This is a genomic window from Ornithinimicrobium humiphilum (assembly GCF_006716885.1).
GTDB classification, from domain to species: domain Bacteria; phylum Actinomycetota; class Actinomycetes; order Actinomycetales; family Dermatophilaceae; genus Ornithinicoccus; species Ornithinicoccus humiphilus.
Window position 1 is genome coordinate 2,276,883 of sequence record NZ_VFPU01000001.1, and the last position, 13,532, is coordinate 2,290,414.

The window sequence follows — 13,532 nt, forward strand, 5'->3', positions numbered from 1 at the left end:
CCCGGCCCACGCTTCTGGTCCCGGCAGGGGTCGTTGCCCGTCTCATCGCCCACCCGCCCGTCGCCAGCCGTCGAGCAGCTGCTCGGCCAGTCCGCGCTCCTCGAGCTCGCAGAGGGCGACGAGCACGTCGGACACCCCCAGACCGGCCCGCACCATCAGCTCGTCGACGCTGACCGAGGCTCGGGGCCGCAGCCACTGCCACACCCGCTTGGTCTCCTCGGGCAGACCGTCCTCGGGACGCACCTCGCCCCGGCGGACGGGCGCCAGGTCGTCGCCGATCCGGCCGACGAGCTCGGCGACCTCGGCCGCGTCGGTGACGAGCGTGGCACCGAGACGCACCTCCTCGTGGCAGCCCGAGGACATGACGCTCGTGACCGGTCCCGGCACGGCCATGTGGTGGCGACCCAGCTCGCGGGCGATCTTGGCGGTGGTGCGGGCGCCGGACCGCACGTTGGCCTCCACCACGACCGTGCCGGGGGTGACGGCGGCGATGATCCGGTTGCGGGCCAGGAAGCGCATCCTGGCCGGTGCTCCGCCCGGCGGTGTCTCGCTCAGGACGCAGCCGGTGTCGGCGATGCCGGACAGCAGCCCGGCGTTGGCCCGGGGGTAGGGCACGTCCACGCCGCCGGCGAGGACGGCGACCGTGGTGCCGCCCGCCCGCAGCGCGCCCCGGTGCGCGGCAGCGTCGATGCCGTAGGCGGCGCCCGAGACCACGGCGAATCCCCGCTCCGCCAGCTCGAAGGCCATCCGGGTCGCGACCTCGTCGCCGTAGGCGGTGCTCGCCCTGGCCCCGACGAGGGCGACGCTCCTGCCGGCCCAGTCCGCGGGTGCGGCCGGCCCACGGACCCAGAGGCACCACGGCGGGTCCTCGAGGTCGTCCAGACCGGTTGGCCAGTCGGCGTCCTCGGGGGTGAGCACCCGCAGCCCCAGCGCCCGGCAGATCTGGTCGTCGTCCACGGCCTGTGCCCTGGGCAGCCGGGTCCGGAGCCGCTCCAGCCCGACCCCGTCGGGGGTGCGGCCGTCGTGGATGGCGTAGCCGACCAGGTCGAGGACGCCGTAGGTGGCCACCAGCCGCCGGACCACGTCGTCGTAGGGCTCGGCGATGCGGGCCAGCAGCATGCGGGCCTTGCGCTCCCCCAGCCGGGCTCCGGCCCCGTCCGTCCCGGTCATGCCGCCTTCACCCCCTCGGCCTCGCGCATGTGCAGGGCGTGCCGCACGTGCGGGTAGCGCGGGCGCTCGACGCCCTCCAGATCCGCGAGGGTCCAGGCCACGCGCAGGCAGCGGTCCAGCCCGCGCAGCGTGAGCGTCCCTCGGTCGAGCGCGTCGTCCAGCGGCCTGCGGTCGGCCGCTGCCAGCTGCCACGGTCCCTGCCGCAGCGCCGACCCGGGCGCCTGGGCGTTGACGCCCCACGGCTGGCCGCGCCACCGGCGCGCCTGGCGTTCGCGTGCCCTGCGCACCCGGGCGGCGACCACCTCGGTGTGCTCGCCGGGGCCGCCGGCGAGGTCGGCCCGCGCGACCGGCTGCACGGCGACCTTGATGTCCACCCGGTCCAGCAGGGGGCCGGACAGGCGCGAGAGGTAGCCGGCCCTCCGGGCGGGCGGGCAGATGCACCGGCCGTTGCCGCCGCCGCACGGGCAGGGGTTGGCGGCGAGGACGAGCTGGAAGCGGGCCGGCAGGCGGACGTGCCGGTCGGCGCGGGCGATGACGACCTCACCGGACTCCAGCGGCTGACGCAGCCCGTCCAGCACGTCGCGACGGAACTCGGGCGCCTCGTCAAGGAAGAGGACTCCCCGATGGGCCCGCGAGACCGCTCCGGGCCGGACCGCGCCCGACCCGCCGCCGATGACTGCCGCCATCGAGGCGCTGTGGTGCGGCGCCACGAACTGCGGGGTGGTGACCAGCGCGTCCCCGCCGGGCAGCAGCCCCAGCACCGAGTGGACCGAGGTGACCGCGAGCGCGTCGTCCTGGGCCAGGCTCGGCAGCAGGCCGGGAAGCCGCTCGGCGAGCATCGTCTTGCCCGCGCCGGGCGGACCGACCAGCAGCAGGTTGTGACCCCCGGCGGCCGCCACCTCCAGGGCGGAACGGGCGACCGCCTGCCCGACGACGTCGCGCAGGTCGGGAAGACGGGCAGGCTCGACCGGTGCGGGCTCGGGCAGCTGCCCGCCGGGGTCGAGCCCGGCCGCGCGCGCCTCGTAGGTGCGCTGCACGTCGCGCAGGGTGCGCACCGGATGGACCCGTACCCCGGTGACCAGCGCCGCCTCCCGCGCAGCCTGGACCGGGACCACGACCTCCTCGAAACCGGCCTGCGCGGCCGCCGCCACCATCGGCAGCACCCCCGTGACCGGGCGCACCTCGCCCTCGAGGCCGACCTCGCCGATGTGGACCGTGCGAGACACGAGGTCGGGGTCGAGGTGGTCCTCGGACGCCAGCAGCGCGGCGGCGACCGCGAGGTCGAGGCCGCTGCCCACCTTGGGCAGGCCGGCGGGGCTGAGGTTCACGGTCCAGCGGCCCTGCGGGAGCGTCACCCCCAGGTTGCGGATGGCGGGTCGCACGCGGTCGGGGGCCTGGCGGCAGGCGCTGTCAGCCAGGCCGCTGACGACGAAGACCGGCAGACCCGAGCTGCACTGGGCCTCGACGGTCACCACCCGCCCCTCGACGCCGGAGAGCGTCACCCCGCGCGCCTGCGCGAAGCCCATCAGGCCACCGCCTCGAGGTGCTCCAGCCGCGGCTCGCCGTCCGGTGGCGCCAGGACGGCCACGAGGTCGATGCGGAACCGTCCGGGGCGCACCTCGTGCGCGGCCTGCCAGGCCCACGCGAGCACGCGCAGCCTCCGGGCCTTGGCGTGGCCCACCGCCTCCAGCGGGCCGCCCAGTCGGGTCGAGCGCCGCGTCTTGACCTCGACGAAGACCAGCTCCCCGTCGGGGTCGCGCGCCACGACGTCGATCTCCCCCTCGCGGCACCGCCAGTTGCGGTCCACCACCTGCCAGCCCAGCGCCTCCAGGTGCGCGCAGGCGAGCTCCTCGCCCCGGTCGCCCACCGCGCGCGCCTGGCGCCACGGCATACCTGTGCCCATGTGTCCCCTCCTCGACGACGAATGTCCTCGAGCCAACCGGGCACGGGAGGGCCGGACAACGCACGACCCCCGGTCCTGTGGACGCAGGCCGGGGGTCGGGGTGGGATGTGTGCGGCTCTCAGCCGCCGAAGGACCCCTTGGGGATCTCGAGGTCCGACTTCGCCAGCTCCTCGACGTTGACGTCCTTGAAGGTGATGACGCGGACCTTCTTGACGAAGCGGGCCGGGCGGTAGACGTCCCACACCCAGGCGTCCGCCATCGTCACCTCGAACCACGTCTCGCCCCCGCCGGTGCGCACCTGGACGTCGACCTCGTTGCACAGGTAGAACCTGCGCTCGGTCTCCACCACGTGCGAGAACAGACCGACCACGTCGCGGTACTCGCGGTAGAGCGCGAGCTCCATGTCGGTCTCGTACCGCTCCAGGTCCTCGGCGCTCACTGGACCGCTCCTTCCGTGCAGGTGCCCGTCAGCCGCCAGCTGCGCCGGTGGTAGGGGCTGGGGCCGTGGGTGCGCAGCGCCTCCTGGTGCTCCGGCGCGGCGTAACCCTTGTTGTGCTCCCAACCGTAGACCGGATGCTCGCCCGCCATCTCCACCATCAGCGCGTCGCGGGTGACCTTCGCCAGCACCGAGGCCGCCGCCACCGAGGAGCAGCGCATGTCGGCCTTGATCATCGTGCGCACCGGCGGGCAGGGGGGCAGGTCGCCGACCAGGCCCAGCAGCCCGTCGCGGACCGGGTCGGTCAGCCAGTCGTGGTTGCCGTCGAGCAGGACGAGGTCCGGGACCAGGTCGAGCTGGGCCAGCGCCCGCTCCCCCGCCAGCCGGAGGGCGGCCATGATGCCGACCTCGTCGATCTCGGCCGGGGACGCGTGCCCGACGGCCGAGGCGAGGCTCCAGCGCCGGATGGGCGCGACCAGACGCTCGCGCGCGCCGGCGGTCAGCAGCTTGCTGTCGCGGACGCCCTGCGGGGCGCTGCGGCAGGTCGGGTCGATGGCGCAGACGCCGACGGTCACCGGGCCGGCCAGCGCACCGCGACCCACCTCGTCCATGCCGACGAGCACCGCGTGCCCCTCGCGCTGGAGCGCCCGCTCCACGCGCAGGCTGGGGCTGGCCGGTCCGGACCGCGCTGCGCGGCGGGTCCTGCGGGCGGCGGTGGTCGCCGTCACGGCGCCACCTCGGGCACGGCCGCGAAGGTCTCCGGCACCGAGAACCACGTGATGCGGTCCAGGGGGAAGAGCAGCACGAACGCCTGGCCAACGACATGGTCGCGGGGCACCGAGCCGGTCTCCCCGCTGCCGTCGTCGTTGGCGCGGGAGTCGCGCGAGTTGGAGCGGTGGTCGCCCATGACCCAGATGCGGTCCTCGGGCACCTGGACCTCGAACTCGACCGAGCTCGGCTCGTCGCCGGGGTAGATGTAGGGCTCGTCGAGCGGCTCGCCGTTGACCGTGAGGCGGCCCTCGTCGTCGCAGCAGGCGACGGTGTCGCCGCCGAGGCCGATGACCCGCTTGATCAGGTGGTTGCCCTCGGAGACCGGGGCGACGCCGATGAACTCCAGCACCGAGAACACGCGGTCCATGAACGGACCCCGGTCCGCGGGCGGGCTCGTCGCGAGCCAGCCGCCCGGGTCCTCGAAGACGACGATGTCGCCGCGGTCCACGTCGAAGGCGCCGGCCTGGATCTTGCTCACCATCACCCGGTCGCCGTAGACGAGGGTGTTCTCCATCGAGCCCGACGGGATCCAGAAGGCCTGGGCGATGAAGGTCTTGATGACGAAGGAGATGACCAGCGCGGTCGCCGCGATCATCACCAGTTCGCGGAAGCCGTGCCACAGCCGTGAGCCGGCGCTGCGCCGACGCCCGGCGCGGGCCTGCCCCTCGCTCCCGTCCCCGGGTTGCTCGGGAAGGACCTGGTCGTTGCTCCGGTCGCTCAAGCTGTGCCGTCCTTCTCGTTCTCGTGGTCGCCGTCAGACACTATCCCGCGCCCCTGGGGAGAGCACCGATCCCCCGCCGGACGGTGCCGACGGGGGATCGAGAGGTGCTGCTGGGCCGGAGCCTCAGGCCTTGGCGGCCGGGGTGTCGCGGCGCTCGCGGATCTTGGCGGCCTTGCCCTTGAGCTCGCGCAGGTAGTAGAGCTTGGCGCGACGGACGTCACCGCGGGTGACGACCTCGACCTTCTCCACGTTCGGGGAGTGCACCGGGAAGGTGCGCTCCACGCCGACGCCGAAGGAGACCTTGCGGACGGTGTAGGTCTCGCCGATGCCACCGCCGTGACGGCGGATGACGACGCCCTTGAAGATCTGGACACGGGAGCGGTTGCCCTCGATGACCTTCACGTGGACGTTGACGGTGTCGCCGGCGCGGAACTCCGGGATGTCGGTCCGCAGGCTGGCGGCATCGATGTCGTCGAGCTTGTGCATGTTCGTTCTCCTCACCACGGCTGCCACAGGTCACCCACGGCGGTCTGGTGCCCGCCTCGCGCACGCGGCGCGGGAGGGCACGGTCTCGGTCGACGCCCTCGGGGCCGGTCTCCCACGCAGCTCCCCCTGTGGCAGGGGCGTGGGGCATCGGTCCGGCTCGGGACGCAAGGGTCAAGTCTGCCAGAACGGTGCGGTGGTGACCAAGTCGGCGCCGGCCCGTCCCGGGCGAGGTCTGCCGCATACCATCGCGGCGTGCCCATCCTCACCCTGCTGGCCTCCCCCGAGCGCGCCGACCTGACCGAGGCGGCGGTCGCCGAGCTGGCGGCCGCGTGGCCGCTGGGGCGGCACCGCTGGCTCTCCCCCGGCGTCGCCGTCGAGGCGGAGCTGGCGCTCGTGCCCGACGACCGCGAGGAGGTCTGGCAGCGCTGGCAGGAGCGCGGGGTCGACCTCGCGGTGCAGCCCGACGAGGCCCGGCGCAAGCGGGTCCTGCTGGCCGACATGGACTCCACCATGGTCCAGCAGGAGTGCATCGACGAGCTCGCCGCGCACGCCGGCGTGGGTGAGCGGGTCGCCGCCATCACGGCCCGCGCCATGAACGGCGAGCTCGACTTCGTCGAGGCCCTCACCGAGCGGGTGGCGCTGCTGCGCGACCTGCCCACGTCGGTGGTGGACACCGTCCTCGCCGAGCGGATCACCTACACCCCCGGCGGGCTCGAGCTGGTCGCGACCATGCGCGCGCATGGCGGCTACGCGGCCCTGGTCTCCGGCGGCTTCACGCCCTTCACCGAAGCGGTGGCGACCACCCTCGGCTTCGACGAGCACCGCGCCAACACCCTCGGGGTCGAGGGCGACCGGTTCGCCGGCACGGTCGTGGGGCCCGTGGTGGGCCGCGACGCGAAGGTCGCGGCCCTGCGCGAGATCACGGGCCGCCTCGGGCTCACCCCGGACGACGCGATCGCCGTGGGCGACGGCGCCAACGACCTCGGGATGCTGCAGCTGGCCGGCACCGGGGTCGCGCTGCACGCCAAGCCGGCGGTCGCCGCGCAGGTGGACGTCCGGGTCAACCACGGCGACCTCACCGCGCTCCTCTACCTCCAGGGGTATGCCGTGGAGGAGTTCGTCCGCCCCTGACGGTCGGTCCGACCGGAGGAGGACGGGCCGATCAGGCGTCCCAGCCCTGCCCGTCCTGCTGCTGCTGGTAGTCGCGCATGAGGTCCGGCCGGCGACGGGCGGTGCGCTCGAGCCGCTGCTCGTGACGCCACCGGGCGATGCGGCCGTGGTCGCCGGAGAGCAGGATCTCGGGCACCGCGTGCTCGCGCCAGACGGGCGGCTTGGTGTAGACGGGGTACTCGAGCAGCCCGCCGGTGTGCGACTCCTCCACGAGCGACTCGCGGTTGCCGATGACGCCGGGCACGAGCCGCGCCACCGCCTCGGTCATCGCCAGCACGGCGACCTCGCCGCCGTTGAGGACGTAGTCGCCCAGGCTCAGGACCGACAGCGGGTAGCGGGCGGCGTACTCCTCGTAGACGCGCTCGTCGATGCCCTCGTAGCGCCCGCAGAGGAAGACCAGCCAGTCCTCCTCGGTGGCGAGCCGCTCGGCGACCGCCTGCGTGAAGCGGTCACCGCCGGGCCCCGGCACGATCAGGTGGGGGGTGCGGCCGGGCTCGGACGCGCAGATCTCGTCGAGCGCCTCGCCCCACGGCTCGGGACGCATGACCATGCCCGCTCCCCCGCCGTAGGGGGTGTCGTCGACGGTGCGGTGCCGGTCGTGGGTCCAGTCGCGCAGGTCGTGGACGTGCACGTCGAGCAGGCCGTCGCGACGCGCCTTGCCGATGAGCGAGAGGTCGAGCGGCGCGAGGTAGTCGGGGAAGATCGTGACGACGTCGATGCGCAGCGTCACGCGTCCTCCCCCAGCTCGAGCAGGCCGGGCGGCGGGTCGACGACCACGCGCCGCTGCTCCTCGTCGACCTCGGGGACGAGCTCGTCGACGAAGGGCACGAGCACCTCGCCGCGGTCGGTGCGGACCGCGAGCAGGTCCTGCACCGGACGGACGTGCAGCCCGGAGACGGTGCCGATCGGGCTGCCGTCGGGCAGGACGACCTCGAAGCCGAGCAGGTCCTCCTCGCGCCACGCGTCGTCGTCGGACTCGTCCTCCTCGGCGACGAGCAGCCGGGTGCCGCGCAGCGCCTCGGCCGCGTTGCGGTCGGCGTGCCCCTCGAAGCCGAGCAGGTAGACGCCCTGGTGGACCCGCACGCTGCGCAGCGTGAGCGGGCCACGCTCGGTCGGCTCGGTCTCGAAGACCGCACCGACGACGAACCGCCCCTCGGGGTCGTCGGTGTGCACCTGGACGGTCACCTCGCCGCGCAGGCCGTGGGGCTTGCCGATGCGGGCGGCGACGAAGGCCTCGGGCTCCGGGCTCATGCCTACCTCCGGGGGTCGTGGGTCGAACGGGTATGCCGTGACGCAGCACGGCCCGCCGGGCGCGGGTTGCGCCGGGCGGGCCGTGCTGTGCCGATGTTGCTGGTCCTAGCGGACGCGGTCGGTGTCGACGATGTCGACGCGGACCTTCTGCCCGCCGGCCAGGGCGCCGACCACCGTGCGCAGCGCGCTGGCGGTGCGGCCGCGACGGCCGATCACCCGGCCCAGGTCGTCCGGGTGGACGCGGACCTCGAGGATGTCGCCGTGGCGCGCGCTCTTGGTGCGCACGGCCACGTCACCGTCGTGGTCGACGATGCCCTTGACCAGGTGCTCCAGCGCCTCCTCGAGCACGATCAGGCCTCGTCGGACTGCTCGGTCGGGGCGGACTCCTCAGCGGCCGGGGCCTCCTCGGCCTTGGCCTTCTTGGGCGACTTCTTGCGGGTCTCCGGGGCGGAGGTGTCCTCGGCGCCGTCGGCGGCGGCGAGAGCGGCCTCGTAGAGGGCCTTCTTGTCCGGCTTCGGGGCCTTGACCTTCAGGGTGCCCTCGGCGCCCGGCTCGCCCTTGAACTTCTGCCAGTCACCGGTGATCTTCAGGAGCGCGGCGACCTGCTCGGTCGGCTGCGCGCCGACGCCGAGCCAGTACTGCGCACGCTCGGAGTCGATGTCGATGAGCGAGGGCTCCTCGGTCGGGTGGTACTTGCCGATCTCCTCGATCGCACGGCCGTCGCGCTTGGTGCGCGAGTCCATGACGACGACGCGGTAGTACGGTGCACGGATCTTGCCCATGCGCTTCAGGCGAATCTTGACAGCCACGAGTGGGTGTCTCCTGTCTGGGGTTGTGGGCACGGCAAGACCGCAGGCGATTCACTGCGGGGAGTCGTTGCCCGGTGTGTAGGCGTCCGGTCCAGCCGAGGCGGCCGGACGGGTACAGCCGTCCATTGTGCCAGATCCTCGGCACCGCTCCCAACGTGTGCGGCAGCCCTGCCGATCACTCCGGTGCGTGCTCGGCGACGAACTGCAGCACCTCGGTGTCGTCGACGCCGGGGAAGACGCCGGGCGGCATGACCGCGAGCAGGTGGGAGTGCGCCCGGGCGCTGGGCCAGACCTTCCCCTCCCAGCGGCGCGCGAGCACCGGAGGCGGTTCGGTGCAGCAGCGCGGGTCCGGGCAGCGCGAGACCCGCCGCTCGGTGGTGTCGCGACCGCGCATCCACCGGACCTGGTCGAAGGGCACGCCCATGCTGACCGAGAAGCGCCCGTTGGGGGTCTGCTCCGCGACCGCGGTGCACCAGAACGTGCCGCGACCGGTGTCGGTGTACTGGTGGTAGACCTCCCCGGCCGGGCGCTCGAAGACGACGCGGGCCGTCCAGGAACGGCATACCCGCGCTCCCTCGATAGCACCGGTGGCGTCCATCGGGAAGCGCACGCCGTCGTTCTCGTAGGCCTTGTAGATGACCCCGTCGGCGCTGGTGCGCATGAAGTGCACGCGCAGGTCGAGGTGGCGGGTGGCCAGGTTGCAGAACCGGTGCGCGGCGGTCTCGTAGGAGACGCCGTAGGCGTCGCGCAGGTCCTCCAGGGCGATGTCGCGGGCTGCCTTCGCCCGCTGCAGGAAGGGCACGACGCTGGCCTCGGGCAGCAGCACGGCGGCGGCGAAGTAGTTGATCTCGACGCGTTGGGCGAGGAACTCGGCGTAGTCGCGCGGGGCCTCGTGCCCGAGCACGACGTGCCCGAGCGCCTGCAGCGCGGTCGCGCGCAGGTCGTGCCCGCCGCGCACGGGCACGTAGATCCGCCTGTTCTCCAGGTCGGTGACGGTGCGGGTCGAGGCCGGCAGGTCGGGCACCGGCTCGATCTCGAAGCCGATGTGCCGCGCGATGCGGTTGACCGCCTCGCGGGTCATCGGACCGGCGCCGTGGTCGACCGCCCGGACCAGATCGGCCGCCTGCCGCTCGATGGCCGGGAAGTAGTTGTCGGCCTCGCGCATGAGCCGGCGCAGCTGGGCGTTGGCGGCGCGGGCGAACTCGGGCGTCGCGGCCCGCTGCTGCTGCAGCCCGACCACGGACTCGTAGAGGCCGACGAGCGCCTCCAGTGCGTCGTCGGGCAGACCGGGACCGACGCGGACCTCGGGGATGCCGAGGCTCTCGAAGCCGGGCGAGCGCTGGGCGCGCTCCCACTTCACCTCGAGCGCGGCCCTGCGGGTCGGGGGGCCGCCCTCCAGCAGCCGGCCCAGGTCGACCCCGAGGGCGGACGCGATGGCGGTCAGCGTCGTGACCCGCGGCTCGCGGCGGCCGTTCTCCAGCAGCGACAGCGCGGAGGTCGACATCCCCACCCTCCCGGCGAGCTGCGCGAGGGTCAGGTCGGCCGCGCGGCGGTGGTGACGGACGCGGCGCCCGATGGACACGGGGTCGGCCCCGCCACCCGGGGCCTCGGTCGCCTCCAGGGCCGGGGTGGGCGAGAACGGCAGCACCCGTTCGTGAACGATCGACATGGGTGCACGATAGCGAAACTTCGACGTTTGTTGACAAGCCTGAGGGGGTTGTCGAGGCCAGAACATGCCCCACAGTTGTCAACACAGCCCGATCGTTCCGCCGAGGGAAGGACCGCCCCGATGACTGCCACCACCACCACCCAGACCCCGCTCACCCCCGCCGAGCTCGCCGTCGAGCTGGAGCACCAGTGGGCGACCGACCCCCGCTGGGCCGGCGTGCAGCGCCGCTACTCCGCCGAGGACGTCATCAGGCTGCGCGGCTCCGTCGTCGAGGAGCACACCCTCGCCCGGCGCGGTGCGGAGAAGCTCTGGGAGGCCATCGAGACCAAGCCGTTCACCCGCGCGCTGGGTGCGCTGACCGGCAACCAGGCCGTCCAGATGGTCAAGGCCGGCCTCGAGGCGATCTACCTGTCCGGCTGGCAGGTCGCCGCCGACGCCAACCTGGCCGGCGAGACCTACCCCGACCAGAGCCTCTACCCGGCCAACTCGGTCCCGGCCGTCGTCCGCCGCATCAACAACGCGCTCAAGCGCGCCGACCAGATCGCGTGGATGAACGGCGACACCTCGACCGACTACTTCGCGCCGATCGTCGCCGACGCGGAAGCCGGCTTCGGCGGCCCGCTCAACGTCTTCGAGCTGATGAAGTCGATGATCGCCGCCGGCGCCGCGGGCGTGCACTGGGAGGACCAGCTGGCGTCGGAGAAGAAGTGCGGACACCTGGGCGGCAAGGTCCTGGTCCCCACCTCCCAGCACGTCCGCACCCTCAACTCGGCCCGCCTGGCGGCCGACGTCCTGGGCGTCCCGACGCTCGTCATCGCCCGCACCGACGCCCTCGCGGCGGACCTGCTGACGAGCGACGTCGACGAGATCGACCAGGAGTTCACCACCGGCGAGCGCACCTCCGAGGGCTTCTACCGGGTCCGCAACGGCATCGAGCCGGTGCTGGCCCGCGCCAAGGCCTACGCGCCCTACGCGGACCTCATCTGGGTCGAGACCGGCACGCCGGACCTGGGCCTGGCCCGCGAGTTCGCGCAGGAGCTGCACAAGGAGTTCCCCGGGCAGAAGCTGGCCTACAACTGCTCCCCCTCGTTCAACTGGAAGGCGGCGCTCTCCGACACCGAGATCGCCGAGTTCCAGGACAAGCTGGGCGAGCTGGGCTACGCCTTCCAATTCATCACCCTGGCCGGCTTCCACGCCCTCAACCACGGGATGTTCTCCCTGGCCCACGGCTACGCCCGCACCGGCATGTCGGCCTACGTCGAGCTGCAGGAGGCGGAGTTCGCCGACGCCGAGCGCGGCTACACCGCGGTCCGCCACCAGGCCGAGGTCGGCACCGGCTACTTCGACGCGGTCAGCACCGCGGTGAACCCCGACTCCTCCACCACGGCGCTGTCCGGCTCGACCGAGTCCGAGCAGTTCTCCCACTGACCCGCACCGCTGCGGGCCCCGCCCGGCACCGGACCCCGGTGCCGGGCGGGGCCCCAGGCTTTTCCCGCACCCCACTGGCCGACCGCTGGCCCAACCAGGAGGATGGACCCGTGAACACCCCGCGCAGCCGCAGCTTCGTCGCCGACCTGCTCGACGAGGGTGGTCTCGCCGCCCTCGAGACGCTCGAGCGTGCCACCCGAGAGGAGCGCGCCGCGCTCCTGCAGGCGCGCAAGGATCTCGCCCGCCGCGTGCACGCCGGCGAGGACCTGGGCCTCCTCCCGGAAACGGCCGACATCCGCACGGACCCGGACTGGCGGGTGGCCCCGCCCCCGGCCGACCTGACCTACCGGCTCGTCGAGCTCGCGACCCCCGCCACCGCCGAGGCGGCCAAGGCGGCGCTCGCGGTCGGCGCGGACGTCTGGGTGGCCGACCTGGAGGACATGCTCGTCCCCACCCCCGACCGGCTGCTCGCGGCCCAGCAGGTCATCGAGGAGACCGCGGCGACGCGGACCGGTGATCCCGCACCCGGGGTGACGACGCTCATGGTCCGCCCACGCGGGCTGCACCTGCCCGAGGCCCACGTCCTCGTCGACGGCACGCCCGCCAGCGCCTCGGTCGTCGACGTCCTGTGCTTCCTCGCGCGCAGCGGCCGGCGTCTGGTCGAGAACGGCTCGGGCCCCTACCTCTACCTCCCCAAGCTCGAGTCCTGGCAGGAGGCCCGCTGGTGGGGCGACCTGCTCACCCGGGCCGAGGAGCTGCTGGGCCTGCCCGCCGGGTGCACCCGCGTGAGCATCCTCGTCGAGACGGTGCAGGCCGCCTACCAGCTGGAGGAGATCCTCCACACGCTGCGCGACCGGGTCACCGGCCTGACCGCGGGCCGTTGGGACTACGTCTTCTCCCATCTGCGCACCTACGGCCACCGCCCGGAGCACGCGCTGCCCGACGTCGCGTCCTTCACGATGAACACCCGCTTCCTGCGGACCTACACCGAGCTGATCGTCCGCACCTGCCACCGCCGGGGCGTCCAGGCGATCGGCGGCCCCATCTCGTTGTCGGCGAGCGGGCCGTTCGACGAGTCGGTCGCGATGACCCACGCGCGGGTCCACCGCGACAAGGCGCGCGAGGCGGCGCAGGGCTTCGACGGCGCGTGGGCGCTGCACCCCGCCCTGGTGCCGGTCGTCCGGGCCCCCTTCGAGGTGCGCGACGAGCGCGCGGGCAGCGGGGCCCAGGAGCGGCTGCGCCACCGCGACGAGTCCCAGCCCGAGGTCGTCGTCGACGCGCACGCGCTGCGCGACGTCAGCACGCTCCCCGGCTCGGCCACCTTGACCGGCATGCGCACCGCCCTCCGCTCCTCCCTGACCTACCTCACCGGCTGGCTGGCCGGCGAGGGGACGCTGACGATCTCCGGGCACATCGAGGACTTCGGCACCGTCGAGCTGGCGCGCATGCAGCTGTGGCAGTGGATGCTGCACGGCGAGCGTTTCGCCGAGGGCCCCACCATGTCGGTCCGGCTCTTCGACCGGATGCTCGAGGACGAGATCGCGCTGCTGCGCCGCCGCGGTGCGCGCGAGGACCTGCTGCAGCACGCCGTCCGGCTGCTGCGCGACTCGGTCCTGGCCGAGGAGCCGCCGCCCTTCCTCTGCACCCTCGCCTACGAGGCGCTGGTCTCGCTCGAGGGCACGGCGGGCACCTCGGCCGCCTGACCCGCTCCGGTCGCC

Annotated in this window: 15 protein-coding genes; 3 read left to right on the top strand and 12 right to left on the bottom strand. The window is 73.6% G+C overall.

Annotation, left to right across the window (positions count from 1 at the left end):
* Window positions 1–42 precede the first annotated feature (42 nt).
* The 7 genes from dprA to rplS all read right to left on the bottom strand — a co-directional run bounded on the left by dprA (window position 43) and on the right by rplS (window position 5,487).
* Window positions 43–1,170, bottom strand: coding sequence for a DNA-processing protein DprA (gene dprA, locus FB476_RS10675; RefSeq protein WP_141818735.1), 1,128 nt, complete (start codon window positions 1,168–1,170; stop codon window positions 43–45).
* Window positions 1,167–2,696, bottom strand: coding sequence for a YifB family Mg chelatase-like AAA ATPase (locus tag FB476_RS10680; RefSeq protein ID WP_141818736.1), 1,530 nt, complete (start codon window positions 2,694–2,696; stop codon window positions 1,167–1,169). The genes dprA and FB476_RS10680 overlap by 4 nt, the downstream gene beginning before the upstream one ends.
* Window positions 2,696–3,073: a YraN family protein gene (locus FB476_RS10685; protein WP_238329666.1), complete on the bottom strand. Its 378-nt coding sequence runs from the start codon at window positions 3,071–3,073 to the stop codon at window positions 2,696–2,698. The genes FB476_RS10680 and FB476_RS10685 overlap by 1 nt, the downstream gene beginning before the upstream one ends.
* A gap of 118 nt (window positions 3,074–3,191) precedes the next feature.
* Entirely contained in the window at window positions 3,192–3,512 is a 321-nt protein-coding gene (locus tag FB476_RS10690) for a DUF2469 domain-containing protein (protein WP_141818737.1), read from the bottom strand.
* On the bottom strand, window positions 3,509–4,237 hold the full coding sequence (locus FB476_RS10695) for a ribonuclease HII (protein WP_238329667.1): 729 nt from the start codon (window positions 4,235–4,237) through the stop codon (window positions 3,509–3,511). Before FB476_RS10695 ends, FB476_RS10690 begins: the two co-directional genes overlap by 4 nt.
* A complete protein-coding gene (gene lepB / locus FB476_RS10700; RefSeq protein WP_238329668.1) occupies window positions 4,234–5,001 on the bottom strand; it encodes a signal peptidase I in 768 nt (255 codons plus the stop codon). Before lepB ends, FB476_RS10695 begins: the two co-directional genes overlap by 4 nt.
* 123 nt (window positions 5,002–5,124) lie before the next feature.
* On the bottom strand, window positions 5,125–5,487 hold the full coding sequence (rplS, locus tag FB476_RS10705; protein ID WP_141818738.1) for a 50S ribosomal protein L19: 363 nt from the start codon (window positions 5,485–5,487) through the stop codon (window positions 5,125–5,127).
* Window positions 5,488–5,739: 252 nt separating this feature from the next.
* On the opposite strand from rplS, the gene serB reads away from it, so the two are divergent.
* Entirely contained in the window at window positions 5,740–6,618 is an 879-nt protein-coding gene (serB, locus tag FB476_RS10710; RefSeq protein ID WP_141818739.1) for a phosphoserine phosphatase SerB, read from the top strand.
* A gap of 31 nt (window positions 6,619–6,649) precedes the next feature.
* Here serB and trmD read toward each other — a convergent pair whose 3' ends face one another.
* The 5 genes from trmD to FB476_RS10735 all read right to left on the bottom strand — a co-directional run bounded on the left by trmD (window position 6,650) and on the right by FB476_RS10735 (window position 10,386).
* Complete coding sequence (gene trmD / locus FB476_RS10715; RefSeq protein WP_238329669.1) at window positions 6,650–7,387, bottom strand: tRNA (guanosine(37)-N1)-methyltransferase TrmD; 738 nt, start codon at window positions 7,385–7,387, stop codon at window positions 6,650–6,652.
* Complete coding sequence (gene rimM / locus FB476_RS10720; protein ID WP_141818740.1) at window positions 7,384–7,908, bottom strand: ribosome maturation factor RimM; 525 nt, start codon at window positions 7,906–7,908, stop codon at window positions 7,384–7,386. The genes trmD and rimM overlap by 4 nt, the downstream gene beginning before the upstream one ends.
* Window positions 7,909–8,013: 105 nt before the next feature.
* Window positions 8,014–8,256, bottom strand: a complete 243-nt coding sequence (locus FB476_RS10725) for an RNA-binding protein (RefSeq protein ID WP_141818741.1) — start codon at window positions 8,254–8,256, stop codon at window positions 8,014–8,016.
* Window positions 8,257–8,258: 2 nt separating this feature from the next.
* Window positions 8,259–8,717 carry a 30S ribosomal protein S16 gene (rpsP, locus tag FB476_RS10730; protein ID WP_141818742.1) on the bottom strand — a complete coding sequence of 153 codons (459 nt, stop codon included), beginning with the start codon at window positions 8,715–8,717 and terminating at the stop codon, window positions 8,259–8,261.
* Window positions 8,718–8,892: 175 nt separating this feature from the next.
* The gene (locus FB476_RS10735) at window positions 8,893–10,386 is read right to left on the bottom strand and encodes a helix-turn-helix transcriptional regulator (RefSeq protein ID WP_141818743.1); all 1,494 of its coding nucleotides are present in this window, start codon (window positions 10,384–10,386) and stop codon (window positions 8,893–8,895) included.
* 120 nt (window positions 10,387–10,506) lie between these two features.
* Between FB476_RS10735 and aceA the strand changes: the two genes are divergently transcribed.
* Window positions 10,507–11,814 (top strand): isocitrate lyase, encoded by a 1,308-nt coding sequence (gene aceA, locus FB476_RS10740; RefSeq protein WP_141818744.1) that lies wholly within the window; start codon window positions 10,507–10,509, stop codon window positions 11,812–11,814.
* Between the two features lie 110 nt (window positions 11,815–11,924).
* Window positions 11,925–13,517, top strand: coding sequence for an aldolase/citrate lyase/malate synthase family protein (locus tag FB476_RS10745; protein WP_170233599.1), 1,593 nt, complete (start codon window positions 11,925–11,927; stop codon window positions 13,515–13,517).
* Window positions 13,518–13,532 lie beyond the last annotated feature (15 nt).